The sequence below is a fragment of the Nitratireductor aquimarinus genome, assembly GCF_017255295.1.
In the GTDB taxonomy this organism is placed as follows: Bacteria; Pseudomonadota; Alphaproteobacteria; order Rhizobiales; family Rhizobiaceae; genus Nitratireductor; species Nitratireductor aquimarinus.
Genome location: NZ_JAFKDE010000006.1, coordinates 109,963 through 131,388, shown reverse-complemented (window position 1 = coordinate 131,388; position 21,426 = coordinate 109,963). Strand labels below are relative to the sequence as shown.

The 21,426-nt window shown below is 62.8% G+C and carries 22 protein-coding genes; 6 read left to right on the top strand and 16 right to left on the bottom strand.

What is annotated here, in order from left to right:
* Positions 1–100: 100 nt before the first annotated feature.
* Together paaK and paaI are read right to left on the bottom strand one after the other, a co-directional pair.
* Positions 101–1,411, bottom strand: a complete 1,311-nt coding sequence (gene paaK, locus JYP46_RS11620; protein WP_206548167.1) for a phenylacetate--CoA ligase PaaK — start codon at positions 1,409–1,411, stop codon at positions 101–103.
* A 27-nt stretch (positions 1,412–1,438) separates the two neighbouring features.
* Positions 1,439–1,876: a hydroxyphenylacetyl-CoA thioesterase PaaI gene (gene paaI, locus JYP46_RS11615; protein ID WP_113155696.1), complete on the bottom strand. Its 438-nt coding sequence runs from the start codon at positions 1,874–1,876 to the stop codon at positions 1,439–1,441.
* A gap of 115 nt (positions 1,877–1,991) precedes the next feature.
* On the opposite strand from paaI, the gene JYP46_RS11610 reads away from it, so the two are divergent.
* Both JYP46_RS11610 and paaZ read left to right on the top strand, forming a co-directional pair.
* The gene (locus JYP46_RS11610; RefSeq protein WP_206548166.1) at positions 1,992–3,230 is read left to right on the top strand and encodes a cytochrome P450; all 1,239 of its coding nucleotides are present in this window, start codon (positions 1,992–1,994) and stop codon (positions 3,228–3,230) included.
* Between the two features lie 18 nt (positions 3,231–3,248).
* Positions 3,249–5,279 carry a phenylacetic acid degradation bifunctional protein PaaZ gene (paaZ, locus tag JYP46_RS11605; protein WP_206543931.1) on the top strand — a complete coding sequence of 677 codons (2,031 nt, stop codon included), beginning with the start codon at positions 3,249–3,251 and terminating at the stop codon, positions 5,277–5,279.
* 251 nt (positions 5,280–5,530) lie between these two features.
* Here paaZ and JYP46_RS11600 read toward each other — a convergent pair whose 3' ends face one another.
* From JYP46_RS11600 to pobA, 5 genes are all read right to left on the bottom strand, one after another.
* A complete protein-coding gene (locus tag JYP46_RS11600) occupies positions 5,531–6,595 on the bottom strand; it encodes a 3-carboxy-cis,cis-muconate cycloisomerase (protein WP_206548165.1) in 1,065 nt (354 codons plus the stop codon).
* Between the two features lie 107 nt (positions 6,596–6,702).
* Positions 6,703–7,317 (bottom strand): protocatechuate 3,4-dioxygenase subunit alpha, encoded by a 615-nt coding sequence (gene pcaG / locus JYP46_RS11595; protein WP_206548164.1) that lies wholly within the window; start codon positions 7,315–7,317, stop codon positions 6,703–6,705.
* The gene (gene pcaH / locus JYP46_RS11590; protein WP_206548163.1) at positions 7,317–8,057 is read right to left on the bottom strand and encodes a protocatechuate 3,4-dioxygenase subunit beta; all 741 of its coding nucleotides are present in this window, start codon (positions 8,055–8,057) and stop codon (positions 7,317–7,319) included. Before pcaH ends, pcaG begins: the two co-directional genes overlap by 1 nt.
* Positions 8,054–8,452 carry a 4-carboxymuconolactone decarboxylase gene (gene pcaC / locus JYP46_RS11585; RefSeq protein ID WP_206548162.1) on the bottom strand — a complete coding sequence of 133 codons (399 nt, stop codon included), beginning with the start codon at positions 8,450–8,452 and terminating at the stop codon, positions 8,054–8,056. The genes pcaH and pcaC overlap by 4 nt, the downstream gene beginning before the upstream one ends.
* Positions 8,453–8,511: 59 nt before the next feature.
* The gene (pobA, locus tag JYP46_RS11580) at positions 8,512–9,684 is read right to left on the bottom strand and encodes a 4-hydroxybenzoate 3-monooxygenase (protein ID WP_206548161.1); all 1,173 of its coding nucleotides are present in this window, start codon (positions 9,682–9,684) and stop codon (positions 8,512–8,514) included.
* Between the two features lie 111 nt (positions 9,685–9,795).
* Between pobA and JYP46_RS11575 the strand changes: the two genes are divergently transcribed.
* A complete protein-coding gene (locus tag JYP46_RS11575) occupies positions 9,796–10,701 on the top strand; it encodes a helix-turn-helix domain-containing protein (protein ID WP_206548160.1) in 906 nt (301 codons plus the stop codon).
* A gap of 110 nt (positions 10,702–10,811) precedes the next feature.
* On the opposite strand, the gene JYP46_RS11570 is transcribed toward JYP46_RS11575, so the two are convergent.
* The 8 genes from JYP46_RS11570 to aptA form a co-directional block, all read right to left on the bottom strand.
* Positions 10,812–11,795, bottom strand: coding sequence for an ABC transporter substrate-binding protein (locus tag JYP46_RS11570; protein ID WP_113155688.1), 984 nt, complete (start codon positions 11,793–11,795; stop codon positions 10,812–10,814).
* 43 nt (positions 11,796–11,838) lie between these two features.
* Positions 11,839–12,699, bottom strand: a complete 861-nt coding sequence (locus JYP46_RS11565; RefSeq protein WP_206543923.1) for an ABC transporter permease — start codon at positions 12,697–12,699, stop codon at positions 11,839–11,841.
* Positions 12,696–13,622 (bottom strand): ABC transporter permease, encoded by a 927-nt coding sequence (locus JYP46_RS11560; protein ID WP_206548159.1) that lies wholly within the window; start codon positions 13,620–13,622, stop codon positions 12,696–12,698. The genes JYP46_RS11565 and JYP46_RS11560 overlap by 4 nt, the downstream gene beginning before the upstream one ends.
* Positions 13,623–13,781: 159 nt before the next feature.
* Positions 13,782–14,606 (bottom strand): ABC transporter ATP-binding protein, encoded by an 825-nt coding sequence (locus JYP46_RS11555; RefSeq protein ID WP_113155686.1) that lies wholly within the window; start codon positions 14,604–14,606, stop codon positions 13,782–13,784.
* A gap of 15 nt (positions 14,607–14,621) precedes the next feature.
* Positions 14,622–16,073, bottom strand: a complete 1,452-nt coding sequence (hydA, locus tag JYP46_RS11550; protein WP_206543920.1) for a dihydropyrimidinase — start codon at positions 16,071–16,073, stop codon at positions 14,622–14,624.
* Positions 16,074–16,124: 51 nt separating this feature from the next.
* Positions 16,125–17,375: a Zn-dependent hydrolase gene (locus JYP46_RS11545; protein ID WP_113155684.1), complete on the bottom strand. Its 1,251-nt coding sequence runs from the start codon at positions 17,373–17,375 to the stop codon at positions 16,125–16,127.
* 13 nt (positions 17,376–17,388) lie between these two features.
* On the bottom strand, positions 17,389–17,682 hold the full coding sequence (locus JYP46_RS11540) for a cupin domain-containing protein (RefSeq protein WP_090327048.1): 294 nt from the start codon (positions 17,680–17,682) through the stop codon (positions 17,389–17,391).
* Position 17,683: 1 nt separating this feature from the next.
* Positions 17,684–19,012, bottom strand: coding sequence for an omega-aminotransferase AptA (gene aptA / locus JYP46_RS11535; protein WP_113155683.1), 1,329 nt, complete (start codon positions 19,010–19,012; stop codon positions 17,684–17,686).
* Between the two features lie 270 nt (positions 19,013–19,282).
* Here aptA and JYP46_RS11530 point away from each other — a divergent pair, with 270 nt between their 5' ends.
* The 3 genes from JYP46_RS11530 (at position 19,283) to JYP46_RS11520 (ending at position 20,965) form a co-directional block, all read left to right on the top strand.
* On the top strand, positions 19,283–19,900 hold the full coding sequence (locus tag JYP46_RS11530; RefSeq protein WP_113155682.1) for a TetR family transcriptional regulator C-terminal domain-containing protein: 618 nt from the start codon (positions 19,283–19,285) through the stop codon (positions 19,898–19,900).
* A gap of 256 nt (positions 19,901–20,156) precedes the next feature.
* Positions 20,157–20,375 carry a DUF6500 family protein gene (locus JYP46_RS11525; protein WP_065814918.1) on the top strand — a complete coding sequence of 73 codons (219 nt, stop codon included), beginning with the start codon at positions 20,157–20,159 and terminating at the stop codon, positions 20,373–20,375.
* A gap of 101 nt (positions 20,376–20,476) precedes the next feature.
* Positions 20,477–20,965: a CreA family protein gene (locus tag JYP46_RS11520; RefSeq protein WP_206543917.1), complete on the top strand. Its 489-nt coding sequence runs from the start codon at positions 20,477–20,479 to the stop codon at positions 20,963–20,965.
* Between the two features lie 63 nt (positions 20,966–21,028).
* On the opposite strand, the gene JYP46_RS11515 is transcribed toward JYP46_RS11520, so the two are convergent.
* On the bottom strand, positions 21,029–21,355 hold the full coding sequence (locus JYP46_RS11515; protein WP_113155680.1) for a hypothetical protein: 327 nt from the start codon (positions 21,353–21,355) through the stop codon (positions 21,029–21,031).
* Between the last annotated feature and the right edge of the window lie 71 nt (positions 21,356–21,426).

Here is a 21,426-nt window from a genome sequence, read left to right as displayed (position 1 = left end):
ATATCCCGGGGGCGTTTGTGCGTTTGTGCGTCTGTGTCGCCCCTCGCGCCGTTCACGGGCGGGAAGGGGCGAGTCACTGTTGAAATGAGCGTCGGTACTCTCACTGTTTGTCGCGCTTGTCGATGATGCGCACGGCCTTGCCCTGGCTGCGGGCCACGCCGCCGGGGTCGGTCGCGTTGACGCGCACCGTCACGCCGACCACATCCTTGATGCGTTCGCCGAGCTGGCGGCAGGCCGCAAGCCGCACTTCTTCGCCCGCTTCCAGCGCTTCCATCTCCACATGAATGGTCATCGCATCCATGCGGCCTTCCTGCGTCAGCTCGATCTGGAAATGCGGCGCGAGCCCGTTGACGGTGAGGATCTGCTCCTCGATCTGGGTGGGAAACACATTGACCCCGCGCAGGATCATCATGTCGTCCGAGCGGCCGGTGATCTTCTCCATGCGGCGCATGGAGCGCGCCGTGCCCGGCAGAAGCCGCGTCAGGTCGCGCGTGCGGTAGCGCACGATGGGGAAGGCTTCCTTGGTGAGCGAGGTGAAAACCAGCTCGCCCTTTTCGCCGTCCGGCAGCACTTCGCCGGTCTCCGGGTCGATGATCTCGGGATAGAAATGGTCTTCCCAGATATGTAGCCCGTCCTTGGTCTCCACACACTCATTGGCAACACCCGGTCCCATCACTTCCGACAGGCCGTAAATGTCGACCGCATGCATGTCGAATGCGTCTTCGATCTCGGCGCGCATGGCGTTGGTCCATGGCTCGGCGCCGAAAATGCCCACCTTGAGCGGGCTCTTGCGCGGGTCGAGGCCGCGCGCGCGGTATTCATCGAGGATCGACAGCATGTAGGAGGGCGTGACCATGATCGTGTCGGCCCGAAAATCCTCGATCAGCGTCACCTGCCGCGTGGTCATGCCGCCCGATGCCGGCACCACCGTCGCGCCCAGCCGCTCCGCGCCGTAATGCGCACCCAGACCGCCCGTGAAGAGCCCATAGCCATAGGCCACGTGAACGATGTCGCCCGCCCGCGTGCCGGATGCGCGGATCGAGCGCGCCATCACCTCGGCCCAGGTGTCGATGTCCTTTGCGGTGTAGCCCACAACGGTCGGCTTGCCGGTCGTGCCGGATGAGGCGTGAATGCGCGCCACCTTCTCGCGCGGCACGGCGAACATGCCGAACGGATAATTGTCGCGCAGGTCCGTCTTCACCGTGAAGGGGAATTTCGACAGGTCGGAAAGCTGCTTCAGATCGTCGGGATGAACACCGGCGGCGTCGAAGCTCTTCTTGTAATGCGGTACGTTTTCATAGGCGTGCCTGAGCGACCATTTGAGGCGCACAAGCTGCAGGGCCTGGATTTCATCGCGCGAGGCGATTTCGATCGGGTCCAGGTCTTCCTTTTTGGGGGGCAGGTCTTTCATCATTATCTCCCGAAGATGAGGATGCCGTCAGGCGTCTTCCTCGAAATGCTTGCCGCCAATGACGCGGGAATTGCCGCGAAACTCCGCGATGACTTTGCCGTTCTGGTTCTCCACGCGAACATCATAGATGCCCGAGCGCCCGAACCGCGCCACCTCGCGCGCCACCGCTGTAAGCCGGTCGCCGAGCGCGCCGGGCGCAACGAAGGTGATGGAATTGTGCTGCGCGACAACGATCTGGTTGTAGGAGTTGCACGCAAAGGCGAAGGCGGAATCCGCCAGTGTGAAGATGTAGCCGCCGTGGCAGATGTCGTGCCCGTTCGTGTGGTGCGTTTCCACCGTCATCGACAGGGTGGCGCTGCCCGGCGCCACCGCATCAAGGCTGCATCCGAGCCATTGCGAGGCGTCGTCGCGCGCCCACATGGCTGCTGCGCTGCGCTCTGCGATCTCCTGTGGAGACAGTTGCATTTGTGACATCTAGGCTCCTCCCAACGGCGTCGGTGAAAGCAGACTTGCATAAACCGACCGGTCGGTCAATAATACTGTTGAGAGGAGGCGGTGGGGCCGCTTCCGGGAGGAGAGCATGACAAAAACGGCAGACAACGCTGCAACCAATGGCGAGAAACTGGCGGAGGGCTTTGAATTGACGGCGCTGCCCGCGGGCTTCGTGGACGATCCGTTTCCGGTCTATCACGCACTTCTGGAGCACGCGCCCCTGAAGCGTTTCGCCGACGGGTCGGTCATGCTGTCGCGCTATGAGGATCTCGACCGCGTCTATCGCGACACGAAAACCTTTTCCTCCGACAAGAAGGCCGAGTTCCTGCCGAAGTTCGGCGACACGCCGCTTTACGAGCATCACACGACGAGCCTCGTCTTCAACGATCCGCCGCTCCACACACGGGTGCGCAAGATCATGATGGGCGCGCTCACGCCGCGTGCGCTGGCAGCGCTTGAGCCGGGTCTGATCACGCTGGTCGATGGCTTGCTCGACCGTATGGAAGAGAAGGGCGAGGTCGATCTCATCGAGGATTTCGCCGCCGCGATCCCCATCGAGGTGATCGGCAATCTGTTCGATATTCCCCACGAGGCGCGCGAGCCGCTGCGCGACTGGTCGCTTGCCATTCTTGGTGCGCTCGAACCGGTTCTCACCGACGAGCAGCTCAAATGGGGCAACACCTCTGTCACCGATTTCAAGGCGTTCCTGAAGGACATTGCCGATGATCGCCGGCGCAATCCCGGTGATCCGGCGACCGACGTCCTGACCCGTCTCATCAATGGCAATGAGGGCGAAGAGCTCTCCGAGGTGGAGCTTCTGCAGAACTGCATCTTCATCCTCAATGCCGGTCACGAGACCACCACGAACCTCATCGGCAACGCCCTTTATGAGCTATTGCACTGGCCTGAAGAGAAGGCGCGGCTTGAAGCCGACCCGGACCTGATCGCGACGGCGGTCGATGAGTTCTTGCGTTTCCAGAGCCCCAACCAGCTCGGCAACCGCATGGCGGTGGAGCCGGTGGAGTTCCATGGCGAAACCGTGGAGCCGGGCACGCCGATCCATCTGTGCATTGGTGCTGCCAACCGCGATCCGCGCCAGTTTGCCGATCCGGACCGGCTTGATGTGGGGCGCAGGCCCAACAAGCATCTGGCCTTTGCCGGTGGGCCTCATCTGTGCGCGGGCTTCTCGCTTGCGCGCATGGAAGGGCGCATCGGCATTTCGCATTTTCTCAAACGTTTCCCCGACTACCGGATGACGGGCGAGCCGGAACGCACCGGACGTGTGCGCTTTCGCGGCTTCTCCCGGCTGCCGGCGCGGGTGCGCTGATCAATAAAGGAGTTTTCCATGAGCGTGATGCGGCTTGAAAGCTATGCGGCAGGGGCGTGGGTTGCGCCCTCGGGCGATCTCAAACCCCTGCGGAGTGCGGTCACCGGCGATGTGGTTGCCGAACTCGGTTCGCAGAAGCTGGATTTCGCCGGCATGGCCGATCATGCCCGCCAGGTGGGCGGGCCGGCGCTGCGCGCGATGACGTTCCACGACCGCGCCTTCGCCATCAAGGCGCTGGCGCAGTATCTGAACGACCGCCGCGAAGCGCTCTACGAGCTTTCCTACGAGACCGGTGCGACCAAGCCTGACTCGATGATCGACATTGATGGCGGCATCGGCACGCTGTTCGTCTATTCGTCCAAGGCCCGGCGTGAGCTGCCCGATGACAGGGTCTATGTGGATGGCGCGCTGGAGCAGCTTTCCCGCTCCGGAAACTTCGTTGGCCAGCACGTGGCGACCCCACTTCAGGGCGTGGCCGTCCACATCAACGCCTTCAACTTCCCCGTCTGGGGCATGCTGGAAAAGCTTGCACCGACGCTGATCGCCGGCGTTCCGGCCATCGTCAAACCGGCCTCCGCCACCGCGTGGCTGGCTGAAGCCTGTTTCCGCATGATCGTGGAATCCGGCCTGTTCCCGGAAGGCGCGGTTCAGTTCATTGCGGGTTCCACCGGAGACCTGCTTGACCGCCTGACCGGTCAGGACGTGGTGTCCTTCACGGGCTCCGCCTCCACCGCATCCATGCTGCGCGCCAACCCGAAGATCATCGGCAATTCCGTGCGCTTCGTGGCCGAGCAGGATTCGCTCAACGCTTCGGTGCTTGGGCCGGATGCAGCCCCCGGAACGCCTGAATTCGACGCTTTCATCAAGGAAGTGCACCGCGAGATGACGGCCAAGGCCGGCCAGAAATGCACCGCTGTACGCCGTATTTTCGTGCCCGACGCACACCGCGATGCGGTCACCGACGCGCTCATCGCCCGGCTTGAGAAGACCGTAGTCGGTAATCCGCGCAGCGAAGGCGTGCGGATGGGCGCGCTCGCAAGCCTCGCCCAGCGCGACGACGTTCTTGAGAAGGCCGGCATTCTCGCCACCGAGGCCCGCCGTGTCTTCGGCGATCCGGATGCGTTTTCGGTCACCGATGCCGATGCCGGAGCGGGCGCATTCGTGCCGCCCATGCTGTTCTCCTGCGACGATCCCGATGGCGCTCAGAAGCTGCATTCGGTCGAGGCGTTCGGCCCCGTGTCCACCATCATGCCGTACCGGGATCTCGGCCATGCGCTGAAACTCGCCAATCGCGGCGAGGGCTCGCTTGTCGCCTCGGTCTTCACGCATGACCCGGCGGTGGCCCGGCAGGCGGTTCTGGAAGCGGGCGCTTTCCATGGCCGGCTCTATTTCGCCAACCGCGACACCGGTAAGGAGGCAACCGGCCACGGTTCGCCGCTGCCGCACATGGTGCATGGCGGTCCGGGCCGCGCCGGCGGCGGCGAGGAGCTGGGCGGCGTCCGTGGCGTGATGCACTACATGCAGCGCACCGCGATCCAGGCGAGCCCCGATCTGATCGCCGGCATCACCAACCGCTATGTGGCTGGCGCTTCGACCGAAGAGAAAGAGCCGCATCCCTTCCGCCTGACCTTTGGCGAACTGGAGCCCGGCCGCACACTCTGGGCCGGTCCGCGCGAGGTGACGCTGGCGGACATCGAGCATTTCGCCGAGTTCACCGGTGATACGTTCTACGCGCATATGGACGAGGAGGCGGCTGCCGCCAATCCGTTCTTCCCCGGCCGCGTCGCCCATGGCTATCTCATCCTGTCCTTTGCGGCAGGCATGTTCGTGGAGGCTGCGCCCGGACCGGTGCTCGCCAATTACGGCCTCGACAATCTGCGCTTCATGAAGCCGGTTTCCCCCGGCGACACGCTGAAAGTGCGCCTCACGGTCAAGCAGAAGACCCGCCGCAAGGACGAATATGGCGAAGTGCGCTGGGATGTCGGCGTCTACAATCAGGAAGGCGAGCAGGTTGCCGCCTACGAACTCCTGACCATGAACGCCATGTAGCGTGGGGCGATTTGGGGCGTCCTTTGCCATGTCCTCCGGCATTCTGGAGAACTGGCGCAGCGCCCCTCATCCCCCTGCCGGGACCTTCTCCCCGCCTGCGGGGAGAAGGCAGCGTTGCACCGCCACGTTTCTGTGGAGCGCCACCGGTTGAAAATTGACCCACCACGTCGAGGTCTCCCTCTCCCCGCTGGCGGGGAGAGGGTAAGGGTGAGGGGCGAGCGCCGACGGACGCCCGGGAACACAGCGCCCTGCTAAACGCTCCTGGCCTTGAACGCCAGCCCGTCCACCAGTTCCGAAGCCTTGAGCAAGGCCGCACCCGTTGCGACAACCATCTGCGGCAGAAGCATCCACTCCAGCGTCCACGCCGCGCCGGAGCGTTCGTTTTCATGCACCAGCGCCTGATGCACGCCACCCACCAGCGTGGCGTTGAAGCGCGCGAGCGTCACCAGCGCTTCGGCGGCGACCGGGTTCTTCTTGTGCGGCATGGCGGAAGATCCGCCGCCCGCCGCCAGTTCGATCTCACCAATTTCGCTCTGCGCGGCAAGCACGATGTCCTGCCCCATTTTGCCGAGGCTTCCGCTGATCAGCGAGAGAACGGAGGCAAAAGCGGCGATCCCGTCGCGCTCGCTGTGGCGGGCATGGTCGGGCTGCGCAAGGCCAAGCCGTGCCGCCAGCCGCCCGGCAACGGCCTCGCCCTTGTGGCCGAGCTTGTCGAGCGTGCCGGCTGCGCCACCGAAATGCAGCACCGCGATGTCGCCCTGAACCGTCTCCAGCCGTCGCACATCGCGGATGAGCGGTTCACGCCATGACCGGATTTTCCGGCTGGCGGAAACGGGAATGGCGGCCTGCATGCGCGTATGCGCCATCACTTTGGTCTGTCCGTCCCGCGTCTCCAAAGCCTCCAGCGCGTCAATCAGCCCGGCAAGCCGCCGCGCAAGAATCGCCACCGCATCGCGCACCCGCAGTGCAAACCCCGTATCGATCACGTCCTGGCTGGTCGAGCCGAAATGGAGATGCGCCCTGACGTCTTCGGGAAGGGCTGCGCGTAATTCCCTGACCAGCGCCGGCACAACCACCCCGTCCTGCGCCACGCCGGCCTTCAGACCGGCCACATCCGGGCTGAAGCGCGCTAGCGTCGCGGTGATCGTCTCCGCCGCCGGGCGCGGAATGACGCCCTCATCGGCTTCGGCTTCGGCAAGCGCGGCCTCGAATTTCAGCACCGCGTCGAGTTCCGCCCGCGCGGAAAAGAGATGCGCGAGCTCCTCGTCGCCAAGCAGGCCTGAAAGGATGGGATGATCGAACACGGAGATGGTCATGCGGCAAATGTCCCGGTTGGCGTTCTGAGTAGCTCAATAACACATCTGCCGCCGGGCGATTGGCCCGGCGGCAGGTTGATGCGGCAAAAAAGAAAGCGGGGTGTCGTTCAGATGTCGAAGAACACCGTTTCCATCTCCCCCTGGAGATGGATGTCGAACGTGTAGATGTCGCCGTCGCGGCTGGCGATCAGCGTCGGCACGCGGTTTCGATGTTCGATCCGCGCGAGCACCGGGTCCTCGGCGTTTGCTGCCTCTTCGTCACCGAAATACAGGCGCGTCGCCAGCCCCAGATTGATGCCGCGCGCCACGATCCAGAGATTGATGTGCGGCGCCATCATGCGTCCACCGGGGAAGGGAACCGGTCCGGGCTTGATCGTCTCGAAGCGGATTTCGCCGCTTTCCATGTCGGAGGGAAACCGCCCCCAGCCGCTGAAGGCAGGGTCCGCCGCGCCGCGCGTCTCCGAAGGGGAGTTGTAAAGCCCCTCGGCGTCGGCCTGCCAGGTTTCCACCAGCGCGTCCTTCAGAACCGAGCCCGTTCCGTCAAACACGCGGATCACCACGCTGATGCGCTCGCCCTTCGTCTGGTCGCTGACGAGCGATGCGCCGAGATCGTCAGGGAAGATGCCTTCAATGCCGCAGAAATTCGGCGTCAGGCCGATATGGACGTAAGGGCCGGCGGTCTGCGACGCGCTTTCCTTCAGGCGATTGAGATCCTGGGCCATCAATTGCCCTCCATGCGGTTTTCAAAAAGGGTCGAGCGGCGGCCACGCAGAACGATGTCGAACTTGTAGGCGCGCGCATCCATCGGCACGGTCGCCTCCATGTCGAGCGCCGCGATCAGCCCCTCGATGGCCCTGCGGTCGGGAATGGTGCCGACAATCGGGCATTTCCAGATCATCGGATCGCCCTCGAAATACATCTGCGTGATCAGGCGCTGAACGAAACCGTGTCCGAACACGGAGAAGTGGATATGCGCCGGCCGCCAGTCATTGATGCCGTTCGGCCAGGGATAGGCTCCAGGCATGATCGTGCGGAAGGAATAATTGCCGTCTTCGTCGGTGATGGTCCGCCCGCAGCCGCCGAAATTGGGGTCCAGCGGAGCGAGGTAGCCGTCCTTCTTGTGCCGGTAGCGGCCGCCTGCATTGGCCTGCCAGAACTCGACCAGAACATTGGGGACGGGGCGCGCATTCTCGTCCAGAACCCGGCCATAGACGATGATGCGCGGTCCAATCGCGCTTTCGCCGGAGCGCGCATGGTTCAGCGTCAGGTCGTTGTCGAGCGCGCCCAGAATGCCGTGCCCGAATGTCGGTCCGGTGATCTCAGACGGCGTGTGCGGAAAGGCGATCGGCGCTTTCTGCGGCGAGCGCACGACGGATGTCTTGTAAAGCGGGGTCAGCGCTGGCGGTTGCCAGGCGCGGTCGCGCTGGAAGAAGCCGCCGGTTTCCGGTCTCTGGTTCTTCATGCCTTGTCTTCCTCCATCGCCGCAAGCGTCTGCTTGACGATCTTGATTGCATGGTTTGCCGCAGGCACGCCGGCATAGATGGCCACGTGCAGCATGGCCTCGCGCAGATCCTTCGCGCTCGCTCCTGTATTGGCGGTGGCGCGTACATGCATGGCAAGTTCCTCGTCCTGTCCGAGCGCTGCCAGAAGCGCGATGGTCACCATCGAGCGCTCACGCTTTGTCCATTCGGGCCGCGACCAGACGTGTCCCCAGGCGGCTTCCGTGATGAGTTCCTGAAAAGGCTCGTCAAAGGCGGTCTTGCGGGCTTGCGCATTGTCCACCCAGGCATCGCCCAGCACCGCGCGACGCGTCTTCATGCCCTCCTTGTGTCGGGCGCTTTCTTCCTTGCTGGACATGCTATTCTCCTTGGTAGTCTGGGGCCGACCGTAGGGCCGGGTATTCTAATGGCAGGGGATCAGAAGGGCAGGCCGACATAGTTTTCGGCGAGCATGGTAAGTGCTGCGCGCGACTGGAACAGATAGTCGAGCTCCGCATGCTGGATGCGCTGGCCGAATGTGCCCTGATCGGGGAAGCGGTGAAGCGTGCTGGTCATCCACCAGGAAAACCGCTCCGCTTTCCACACGCGGGCCAGCGCCTTCTGCGAATAGGCGTCGAGGCCGGCCGTGGATTTTTCGATGTAATATTCTCGAAGCGCATCAAAGAGATAGCGCACGTCGCTCGCAGCGAGATTCAGGCCCTTTGCGCCGGTTGGCGGCACGATATGCGCCGCGTCGCCGGCGAGGAATAATCGGCCAAAACGCATGGGCTCGGCGACGAAGGAGCGTAACGGCGCGATGGATTTCTCGATGGAGGCGCCGGTGGTCATGGCCTCGGCGGTGGCGTCCGGCAGGCGGCGGCGGATCTCGTCCCAGAAGCGCGCATCCGTCCATTCTTCGACGCGCTCATCGGCGGCCACCTGCACATAGTAGCGGCTGCGTGTGGTGGAGCGCATGGAGCATAAGGCAAAGCCGCGCGGATGATTGGCGTAGATCAGTTCGTCGCCCACCGGCGGCACGTCGGCGATGATGCCAAGCCAGCCAAACGGATAGATGCGCTCAAACGTCTCCAGCGCCTCATGCGGGATCGACTGCCGCGCAATGCCGTGAAACCCGTCGCAACCGGCAATGAAATCACAGGCGATGCGGTGCGTCTGGCCGTCTTTCTCATAAGTCACGGAAGGGGTGTCGGTATCGAAACCGTGCGGCTGCACGTCCCGCGCTTCGTAGACCGTCTGCGCGCCGATGGCGTCGCGCCCGTCCATCAGATCATGAGTGACTTCGGTTTGCCCGTAGACGAGAACCCGTTTGCCGCCGGTCAGCGTGTGAAGGTCGACCCGGTGGCGGCGATTGTCGAAGGCCAGATCGAAACCGTCATGCGGCAGGCCTTCGGCCCGCATGCGTGCGCCGACGCCGGCTTCGTCCAGCATGGCGGCGGTGCCTTCCTCCAGAACGCCGGCGCGGATGCGCGAAAGCACATGCGCTCTGGATGCGCGCTCCAGAATCACATTGTCGATCCCGGCGCGCGATAAGAGCTGCCCCAATAATAACCCGGCCGGGCCGGAGCCGATGATGGCGACCTGAGTCCGCACGATGGCAATCCTCCCAATTGCATCGCGAAGAGTGGTTGTTTCCGTCGGGTGCGGCAATGGACATTTCCGGCAAACGATTGCACTATTCGCGCATCGTGCGGGAGGGGGCCGGTGCAGAGATCGATACCGAATTACAGACTTTACCAAGAAAAAACAGGCGAATCTCCTGATTTCTGGCTGCATTGCGAAACGCTCTCCGTTCGCAGTTCACTGCACAATTGGGAAATTTCGGTGCACCGCCATTCCGCGCTTTTCCAGATATTCTGGGTGACGGAGGGCGAGGGCATCATGATGGCCGAAGGACAGGCCGATTGTCATTTTACCGCCCCTTGCGCGCTTTTCATTCCGCCCGGCGCTGCACATGGCTTCCGCTTTCTCGGCCAGTCCGAAGGGCTGGTGACCACGGTTCTGGCAGACCGGCTTTCCCTGCCCATCGCCGCCGACCGGACCCTTGCCGATTTCTTCGCTTCCACCCGTATCGTTCCGCTGGGCGAGCCTGATGCTTCCACCGGGGAGGGCGGTGCGCAGGTGGGGCGTCTCCTGCGGCGCATTCACGCCGAAAACGGGCGGAGGGACATTGGCCGCGATCTCATTCTGGATGCGCTTTTGACGGAGGTTCTGGTCTGGCTGGCGCGTCTTGGCGCAAGGGCCGGCTTGCCGAAGAAAGCCATGTCGACGCGGGACAATGCACGCATGGAGGCGCTCGATACGCTGATCGCCGCGCATTTTCGCGAGCATCGCCCGGTTGGTTTCTACGCCGGACGCGTGGGCGTCTCCGTTGCGCAGTTGAACCGCATCGCAAGACAGGAGGCCGGCGTCAGCGTTTCGCAGCTCATCGCCCGCCGCCTGCTCGATGTGGCCCGGCGTGATCTGGTGTTCACGCCAACCCCGGTGCAGGCCATCGCCTATTCGCTGGGTTTTCAGGACCCGGCCTATTTCAATCGCTTCTTCCGGCGGCAGACAGGCGCTACGCCCGGCGCGTATCGCGAGGCGGAACGTCGGCGCATGGCCGCCTGAAAGGCTCCGGTCAGAACAAAGAAAAGGGGCCGTTTGGCCCCTTCCTTTTCGCCTCTTCCCTGGAAAAGCATGGGTTGTGTTGTCAGCCGGGCGTCGAGCCCGGCCAGCCATCACATCGCCTTGTTGGAAATGTCGTGCGTGAATGCGCCTTCCGGCTCCTTGGTGATCACCGGATCGGAACCGCCCTGCAGCAGCGTGTCGACGGTCTGCTGGTACGCAGCTTCATCCAGCGTCGGGCTGTCGCCCAGAAGCTTGGCAATCTCGCGCGTCATGCGCTTCTGGTGCTTTTCGGTCTGCGCACCGGTCGCATCATTGTCGAGCACGATGAGCGCCGCCTCATCCGGGTTGTCCTTGGCCCACATCCAGCCCTTCATGGAGGCTTTCACGAAGCGCGCCATCTTGTCCACGAATTCAGGGTCCTGAAGCTTGTCTTCCAGCACATAGAGCCCGTCTTCGAGCGTGGCCACGCCCTCGTCCGTGTAGTTGAATACAACGATGTCGTCTTCGCTCAGCCCGGCGTCGATCACCTGCCAGTATTCATTGTAGGTCATGGCGGTGATGCAGTCGGCCTGCTTCTGCAAAAGCGGGTCGACATTGAAGCCGATTTTCTGGATGGTCACGCCGTTTTCGGAACCGTCGCGCGGCAGGTCGAGCTTCGACAGCCAGCTATAGAGCGGATATTCATTGCCGAAGAACCAGGTGCCGAGCGTCTTGCCCTTGAAGTCTTCCGGCTTTTCGATGCCGGTCTCCTTGCGGCAGACCATGGTCAGGCCAGAGCGCGCGAAAGGCTGGGCGATGTTGACCACCGGCACGCCCTTTTCGCGTGCGGCCAGTGCTGACGGGAGCCAGTCCACCATCACGTCCGCGCCGCCGCCGGCCAGCACCTGGACGGGCGCAATGTCCGGCCCGCCGGGTTTGATCTCGACGTTGAGGTCTTCTTCCTCGTAGAAACCCTGATCCTTGGCGACGTAGTAGCCGGCGAACTGCGCCTGCGTTACCCATTTGAGCTGCAGGGTCACGTCGTCGGCTGCAAGAGCTTGCGAAGCGGCGAGCATCAGCGCGCCGGAAAGTATGCCTGTGACTGCGTGTTTCATTTCGCTTCCCTCTTTGATTGGGCCGTTCTCCTCACGGCCGTGATTATCCACTCCTGATGGATGGATGCCAGAAGGTGACAGCGCGCTCCAGAAGCGCGACCGCACCATAGAAGAGCGAACCGGCGAGTGCGGCAACGGCAATCTCGGCCCACACCATGTCGATGTTCATGCGCCCCACCTCGGTTGAGATGCGGAACCCCATGCCCACAATCGGCGTGCCGAAGAATTCGGCGACGATGGCCCCGATCAGCGCCAGCGTGGAATTGATTTTCAGCGCGTTGAAGATGAAGGGGGCGGCTGCCGGCAGGCGCAGCTTGAAGAGCGTCTGCCAGTAGGATGATGCATAGGTGCGCATCAGGTCGCGGTCGATGGCGGTAGAGGCGGTCAGCCCCTGCACCGTGTTCACCAGCATGGGAAAGAAGGTCATGATGATCACGACGGCGGCCTTGGAGGGCCAGTCGAAGCCGAACCACATGACCATGATCGGCGCAACGCCGATGATCGGCAGCGCGGAGACGAAATTGCCCAGCGGCATCAGGCCGCGCTGCAGGAAGGGCGAGCGGTCGATGGCGATGGCCGTCAGGAAGCCTGCGCCGCAGCCGATGGCGTAGCCGATCAGCACCGCTTTCAGGAAGGTCTGCTGAAAGTCCGCCCACAGGGTGGGAACGGAGGAGACCAGCCGCGCCCAGATGGCGCTTGGCGGCGTCAGAAGCACGGGCGAGATGTTGAAGCCGCGCACCAGCCCTTCCCAGACCACCAGAAGCGTGATGCCGAAAATGGCCGGGATCAGAATGCCGAGCGCGCGTTTGGCCGATGCCGAGCGCGGGTTGAGCCGCGCAAGCCACTCATTGAGCGCCCAGGCCCCTGCCCAGAAAAGAAAGGCTCCCGTCAGCGCCCAGTTCATGGCTTTTCTCCCATCCGCGCCATCACCATGCGCTGGCCGATGCCCACCACGCCCACCAGAATGGCGGCGAGTGCGGCCGCCATGAAGAGGGCAGACCAGATCTGCACCGTCTGGCCGTAATAGGAGCCGGCCAGAAGCCGCGCGCCGAGGCCCGAAACAGCACCCGTCGGCAGTTCGCCGACAATCGCCCCCACAAGGCTGATCGCCACCGCCACCTTCATGGAGGTGAAGAGATAGGGAAGGGCGGCTGGCCAGCGCAGTTTCCAGAAGGTCTGTGCGCCGCTGGCATTGTAGGTCCGCATCAGGTCGAGCTGGAAGGCTTCGGGGCTGCGGAAACCCTTCACCATGCCCACCACCACGGGAAAGAAGGACAGATAGGTGGAAATCAGCGCCTTGGGCAGAAGGCCCGAGAGGCCGATGGCGTTCAGCACCACGATGATCATTGGCGCAACCGCCAGGATCGGGATCGTCTGGCTGGCGATCACCCAGGGCATTACCGATTTGTCCATCGCCCTGTTGTGCACGATGCCGACGGCCAGCAGCACGCCGAGCGCGGTGCCGATCACGAAGCCGAGCAGGGTGGAGGAGAGGGTGATCCAGGCGTGATAGAACAGGTTGCGCTTGGAGGTGAGCCGGGTGCCGACCGTGGTTTTCCAGATTTCCGCCACCACCTGATGCGGCGAGGGCAAAACGGGCCGCTCCTGCGCCATCGTATCGCGCACGAGATCGGCGGCTGTCCATTCCGTCCCCGCGCGCTCATAGGCGTCGATCTGCCATGGCGCGTTCAGATAGACGGTGAAGGCGTACCAGATCAGAACGATGACGCCGAGCACGATCAGGATCGGTAGCGTCTTGCCCTCCACCGCACGGCGAAAGAAGGGCGTTGTCGCGCCCGCCGGCGCCGTTCCCGCCGCCGCCGTCATGGCGTCACCTTTGGGGCGGGGCGCTCGCCCCTCATCCTCACCTTCTCCCCGCAGGCGGGGAGAAGGGGGCGTAGACGGTGTCGCTTCGTCCTTCTCCCCGTGCGCGGGGAGAAGGTGCCGGCAGGCGGATGAGGGGCAGCGCTGGCGGTGGACATTTCCCTAGTCATCGCCATGCCCCGCTCTCAGCCCATCGCGCACCCGGTGTGCGATCTCCAGAAACTCCGGTGTTTCGCGGATGTCGAGCGGCCGCTCCCTTGGCAGGGGCGAAACGATCACATCCGTCACGCGGCCGGGCCGTGGCGACATGACGACGATGCGCGTCGACAGATAAACCGCCTCCGGTATCGAGTGTGTCACGAAGCCGATTGTCTTGCCGGTGCGCGCCCACAGTTCGAGAAGCTGCTCGTTCAGATGGTCGCGCACGATCTCGTCGAGCGCGCCGAACGGCTCGTCCATGAGAAGAAGGTCGGCGTCAAAGGCCAGCGCCCGCGCAATCGAGGCGCGTTGCTGCATGCCGCCGGAGAGCTGCCATGGGAACTTCTTCTCAAAGCCCGCAAGGTTCACCAGATCGAGCGTGCGGTGCACGCGCTCCTTCTGCTCCGCCCGCGAATAGCCCATGATTTCCAGCGGCAGGGCGACATTCTGCTCGATGGTGCGCCAGGGAAAGAGCCCCGCCGCCTGAAACACGTAGCCATAGGCCCGCTTGCGGCGGGCCTCTTCCGGCGTCATCCCGTTGACGAGGATTTCGCCGGCGGTCGGCTGCTCCAAATCGGCGATCACGCGCAGAAACGTGGTCTTGCCGCAGCCCGATGGGCCGATGAAGGAGACGAACTCGCCCTTGTTGATGGTCAGGTCCACATCGGCGAGCGCGCGCACCGGCCCGTCATTGGTCTCGAAGGTGAGGCCAAGCCCCTTGGCTTCCACGACGGGCTGGCTGGTTTGAGGGGAGGACGCTTCCTGGCGAATGGCTGGGTTGGCGTTCACTGGATCCGTACCCCCTTAAACGCCGCTTGCCGGAATGCCCGTCCGCTCCACCCTGCGTGGCGCGGTCACTTCCTTCCATTGCGACAGCGCCCTGTTCACCGCCATATGCGGTTCGCGCTCCACGAATTTTCCGTGGCCCGGCTTCGCTTTGACCACGCCATCCTCGACCACGATCTCGCCGCGCGACAGAACGGTCTTCGGCAGGCCCTTCACCTCGATGCCCTCGAACACATTGTAATCGATGGCCGATTGCTGGCTCTTTGCCGAAATCGTCTTCGTGGCTTCCGGATCCCAGATCACGATGTCCGCGTCCGCGCCTTCAACGATCGCGCCCTTCCGCGGATACATGTTGAGGATTTTCGCAATGTTGGTGGAGGTGACGGCGACGAACTCGTTCATGGTCAGCCGCCCGGTGTTGACCCCGCGTGTCCAGAGCACCGGCATGCGGTCTTCCAGTCCGCCCGTGCCGTTCGGGATCTTTGTGAAATCGCCAACGCCATAGCGCTTCTGCTCGGTGGAGAAGGCGCAATGGTCGGTTGCCACCACCTGTAACGAGCCTGCCTGCAGCCCCGCCCACAGCGAATCCTGATGCTGCTTGTTGCGGAAGGGCGGGCTCATCACCCGCCGCGCCGCATGGTCCCAGTCGGCATTGGCATATTCGCTTTCATCCAGCACCAGATGCTGGATCAGCGGTTCGCCGTAAACGCGCATGCCCTTCTGCCGCGCCCGGCGGATCGCCTCATGGCTCTGTTCACAGGACGTGTGCACCACATAAAGCGGCGTGCCCGCCATGTCGGCGATCATGATGGCGCGGTTTGTGGCCTCGCCCTCCACTTCGGGCGGGCGCGAATAGGCGTGCGCCTCCGGCCCGTTATTGCCTTCCTCCATCAGCTTTGCCTGAAGCTGCGCGACCACATCGCCATTCTCGGCATGAACGAGCGGCAGCGCGCCAATCTCGGCGCAGCGCTGGAACGACGAATACATCTCGTCATCGTCCACCATCAGCGCGCCCTTGTAGGCCATGAAGTGCTTGAAGGAGGTGATGCCCTTTTCCACCACCTGCGGCATCTCGTTGAAAACCTGCTCGCCCCACCAGGTGATCGCCATGTGGAAGGAATAGTCGCAGGTCGCCCGGGTCGACTTGTTGTCCCACATCTGGATGGCTTCCAGCAGAGACTGGCCGGGCGAGGGCAGGCAGAAATCCACCACCATGGTGGTGCCGCCGGAAACGGCGGCGCGTGTTCCGCTTTCGAAATCGTCGCTTGAATAGGTGCCCATGAAGGGCATTTCGAGATGGGTATGCGGGTCGATCCCGCCCGGCATCACATAGCAGCCGGTGGCGTCGATCTCGTGATCGCCATGTAGATCGTGGCCGATCGCCACGATCTTGTCATGCTGCACGAGAATGTCGGCCTTCCACGTCCGGTCGGCCGTGACGATGGTTCCGTTTCTGATGACCTTGGACATGAGTTTCCCCTCTTATTGTGTTGTCCTCGGCGGATATGCAGGATCGTCAGATCATTCGACGATCTCCGCCGTTTCCACCACGGCATGGAACAGGACATCCGCGCCGCCCTGCGCCCACTCCTTCGTGATCTCTTCCGCCTCATTGTGCGAAAGCCCGTCGACGCAGGGGCACATCACCATGGCGGTCGGCGCCACGCGGTTGATCCAGCAGGCGTCGTGACCAGCGCCCGAAACGATGTCGCGATGCGAATAGCCAAGCCGTTCGGCGGCGTCACGGATCGCCTTCACGCAGCCCTCGTCGAAGGTGACCGGGGCGAAATGGCCGACCGGCTCGATCTCGAACTTGATGTCGAGCGCGTCGCAGATGGTTTCGATGCCCGCCTCGATCTTCGCGCGCATCCTGTTCAGCGTCTTCTCGTCGGGCGAGCGGATGTCTACGGTGAACACCGTCTTGCCCGGAATGACGTTGCGGGAATTGGGGTAGACCTCCACATGGCCGATGGCGCCCACGGCGTTCGGCTGGTAGTCCATCGCCACTTCGTGCACCAGCTCCGTTACCCGCGCCATGCCGAGCCCGGCATTGCGGCGCTTTGGCATCGGCGTCGAGCCGGTGTGGCTCTCCTTGCCGGTCAGCGTCACCTGCAGCCACCACAGGCCCTGCCCATGGGTGACAACGCCGATATCGACGAATTCGTCTTCAAGGATCGGGCCCTGCTCGATGTGCAGTTCGAAGAAGGCCTTCATCTTGCGCTGGCCAACGGGCTCGTCGCCCTTCCAGCCGATGCGCTCCAGCTCGTCGCCGAAGCGCTTGCCTTCCGCATCCGTGCGGTCATAGGCCCAGTCGCGCTCATGCACGCCGGCAAACACGCCCGACGCCAGCATGGCCGGGGCGAAGCGCGTGCCTTCCTCATTGGTCCAGTTGGTCACCACGACGGGATGCTTGGTCTTGATGCCCAGATCGTTCATCGAGCGGATGACTTCGAGCCCGCCCAGAACGCCGAGTACACCGTCATACTTGCCGCCCGTCGGCTGGGTGTCGAGATGCGAGCCGACATAGACGGGCAGGGCGTCCGGGTCGGTGCCTGCGCGCGTTGCGAACATGGTGCCCATTTCGTCCACGCCCATTTCGAGCCCGGCTTCCTCGCACCATTTCTGAAAGAGCCTGCGGCCTTCGCCGTCTTCGTCCGTCAGTGTCTGGCGGTTGTTGCCGCCGGCCACACCGGGCCCGATCTTCGCCATCTCCATGAGTGAATCCCAGAGGCGGTCGGCGTTGATCTTTAAGTTCTCGCCCGGTGCGGCCATGTTGCGTATTCCCTTACTTCAATTCGACTTCGACGAACGACATCGGTTTGTCGCCGCCATTGATGACATTGTGCTCCACGCCCTCGTCGCGGCGGTAGGAAACGCCCGCTTCAAGGTTGTTGTGCACGGTTTCGCCGCCCGGCATTTCCAGATGGAAAGCGCAGGGCGTGAGCGTGGTGATGACATAGTCCATGCCATGGCGGTGCCAGCCGGTCTCCGCCCCCGGCGCGAAATCCCAGCGGGTCACGCGCACGCGCTCGTCTTCGATCAGCACCTCATGGGTGGCCTTTTCGCGTTCCGTCGCCATATCAGTCAATCATCCTCAAAACGTCGCGCAGATTGTCGATCAGCTCATCGATCTGGCCGCGGGAGATGATCAGCGGCGGCGAAAGCGCGATGATGTCGCCCGTGGTGCGGATCAGGAACCCGCGCTCATAGGCCTTGAGGAAGGCCGAGAAGGCGCGCTTGGTCGGTTCGCCGGGAATGCTCTCCAGCTCCACCGCGCCGACAAGGCCGATATTGCGAATGTCGATCACATGCGGCTCGCCCTTGAGCGAATGCAGCGCGTCGGCCCAGTGGTCGGCAAGCTCCGAGGCGCGCGTGAGCAGCCCCTCTTCCTGATAGGTGTCGAGCGTTGCCAGACCCGCCGCACAGGCAATCGGATTGCCCGAATAGGTGTAGCCGTGGAAGAACTCGATCAGGTGCTCCGGCCCGTTCATGAAGGCGTCGTGGATTTCCTTCTTCACGAACACCGCGCCCATCGGGATGACGCCGTTGGTCACGCCCTTGGCGGTGGTCATGATGTCCGGCACCACGCCGAAATAATCCGCAGCAAACGGCGCGCCGAGGCGGCCGAAACCGGTGATGACCTCATCGAAGATCAAGAGGATGCCGTGCTTGTCGCAGATGTCGCGCAGGCGCTTCAGATAGCCCTTCGGTGGGATCAGAACACCCGTCGAACCGGCCACCGGCTCGACGATCACCGCTGCCACCGTCGAGGCGTCATGCAGCGCAACGATGCGCTCCAGCTCGTCGGCTAGGTCGCCGCCATGCTCCGGCTCGCCGCGCGTGAATGCGTTTTCGCCGGGCAGATGCGTGTGCGGCATGTGGTCAACGCCCGTCAGAAGCGTGCCGAACATCTTGCGGTTGGACACGATGCCGCCCACCGAGATGCCGCCGAAATTCACGCCATGATAGCCGCGCTCGCGGCCGATCAGGCGGAAGCGCGAGCCGTCCCCCTTCACCCGGTGATAGGCAAGCGCGATCTTCAGCGCCGTGTCGACGCTCTCCGAGCCCGAATTGGTGAAGAACACATGGTCCATGCCCTCCGGGGCCATCGCGGCCAGCCGGTTGGCGAATTCAAACGCGATGGGATGGCCCATCTGGAAGGCGGGCGCATAGTCCAGCTCTGCGGCCTGTTTCTGGATGGCCTCGGTGATCTTCGGCCGGCAGTGCCCGGCGTTCACGCACCACAGCCCCGCCGTGCCATCCATGATCTTGCGGCCGTCCTCGGCCGTGAAGTGCATGTCCTTGGCTGCGACCAGCATCCGTGGCGTTTCCTTGAACTGCCGGTTCGCAGTGAACGGCATCCAGAATGCGGATAGGTCGTTCGGCCTCTTGTTTTGCCTGTCGAGCATGACCAAGCTTCCCCTGATTGTTTGTTGCGCTCGGCTTATCCCGGTCAATGCTTGGTAGTTCGCACATAGTTATGCTACGAAATTTTTGACCGTTTGGACAAACGTTAACACCGCCATGTGGGCGGTCAAGAGTATAGTAGGGGAAATGTCCTTGCGCCGGCGCATTCCACAGTGGACTAATCGGCTGGACCAGAAGCGCCGTTTACACGGCCTTGATGGCCCCCGTCACACGCGCGCAACCGACCCCGCAGCCCATGGAGCGGCGGCCTGATGGACGAGCCCGCTCCCCGCCCCAAACGCACCCGCATCCAGCGCGAGAAACGCGAGCTGATCGGCGAGGCGGCGCTTGAGGTTTTTTCCAGGCACGGGTTCCGTGGTTCGACCATCGATCAGATCGCCGATGAGGCGGGTATGTCGAAGCCCAATCTCCTTTATTATTTCAAGAACAAGGAGGAGATTTTTACGACCCTGATTCAGCGTCTCATGGAGACATGGCTCGCGCCCCTGCGCGCCATGGATGCGGCAGGCGACCCACAGTCGGAAATCCGCTCCTACATCCGCCGCAAGATGGAGATGTCGCGCGACTTTCCGCGCGAGAGCCGGCTTTTCGCCAATGAGATCCTGCAGGGCGCGCCGCGCATCCTTCCGTTGCTTGAGGGCGAGCTCAGGGAACTGGTGGACGAGAAGGCGACCGTCATCGCCGCATGGATGCGCGAGGGGCGGCTAAAGAAGAGCGATCCCTATCACTTCATCTTCGCCATCTGGGCGACCACCCAGCACTACGCCGATTTCGACGTCCAGGTACGCGCCGTTCTCGGTGAAAAGCGCGGCGGTGAGGGCCGTTTCGAGGATGCCGCGCGGTTTCTGGAGGGGTTGTTTTTGGAGTAAGTAACGGCAAGATTGCGATAGCAAGTTCGCGTTGTTTTTTTGCCGTGGTGGGTTTGGACTTGAATTTCTGCAAACCGGGTATTTGGCAGGTTGTCTTCAAAACCCTTCTCAGCGACATGTGCGACCTTGGTTCTCGCAGAGGTTTCAGCCTTGTCGAGCTCAGCTAATCCGAGCCTTGCTCGGATACGATGAGGCGCGTTGCCTCTGCGCCGCACAGCTGTTAAACGCCCGGTCCCAACTCAACCGGAGCACTCACATGCGGCCTGCACTCAGGGCGAAAGCCATCGCGATCTGCGAAGAGAAAATCGCGAAGAAGGGTGAGGGCGTCGGGCTCTCTTTCTATGCCTTCTTCGCGAACAAGAATGACGATCCCGAGCTTCTCATGGAAGCGGCGGAATGGTGGATCAGGACGCACGCGCTCGATCATTTCGAAAAGGCGGTGAAGATCCGCGACATGATCCGGTCCGGCAAATAACCAGCTCTCTTTCAAAGCGGTTCGTCTGACCGGTGCATTCCATTTGCGCCGGTCAGTCCCCATATTGGGGGCATCCGAGTTTCAACCGTTCGAGACAGGCCATGCGTTTTTCCCTCCCGACCCTTGCCGCGTCATTCATCGCGTCCGTTTTCATCGCAGCTCCCGCATCCGCCGAGCAGGTGGGCGAAATCGGTGTCGACTGGCTCGGCAACGACATCATCATCGAAGCCGTCAATGACCCGAAAGTGGAGGGCGTGACCTGTCATGTCACTTATTTCGATCGCGGCGTGATCGACCGTCTGCAGAAGGGCAACTGGTTCGAGGACCCGTCCAACTCCTCCATCTCCTGCCGCCAGACCGGTCCCATCGTTATCGGCGATATCGATATGGATGACGGTGGCGAAGAAGTGTTCAAGCAGCGCCAGTCGCTCATCTGGAAGTCGGTCGTCGTCAAGCGCATCTATGATGAGGCCAACGACACGCTGATCTATCTGTCCCACGCCCGCCAGGTGCAGGACGGTTCGGCCAAGATGGCGATCTCCACCGTGCCGCTCTACGGGCAGGATGCGGTCTGGAAAGAGGGGGAATAGTCTTCTCTGCTGGTGCGAAGCGGGCGCAACGCGTTTCGCCCGCTTCGCCTCGTTTTCTCATCCTCAGACCGCGCGTGGCCTGTCGTAAGGGCACCACCAGTAAGCCCTGTGAATGCAGTTTCCCTGTCCATCGCCGAAGGCGTGATAGGTGCGCTTGAAGCGCTTTTCGTCAATGCCGAAAAGGGCCGCCACGTCTGCGATCTGGAAATCGTTGAGGCCGGCTTTCGCCAGATCTCCAAAGTAGATTTTCGAGACGAAGCCGTTCTCGTCGAAGTCCAGGCAATGCCTGAAAAACGAGATTTCCTCATTGCTCAGGATCGAAAGGTGCGATGTGTCGAGCTTCTGGTCGTCCCCGCAGAACTCGTCGAAATCTTCAAGTGACCTGATCATGACTTTCCTCCACAGCGTAATTGCAGCGAGAATTGCCGGATCAGGCTACTTTAATTCCGATTGATCTGTCA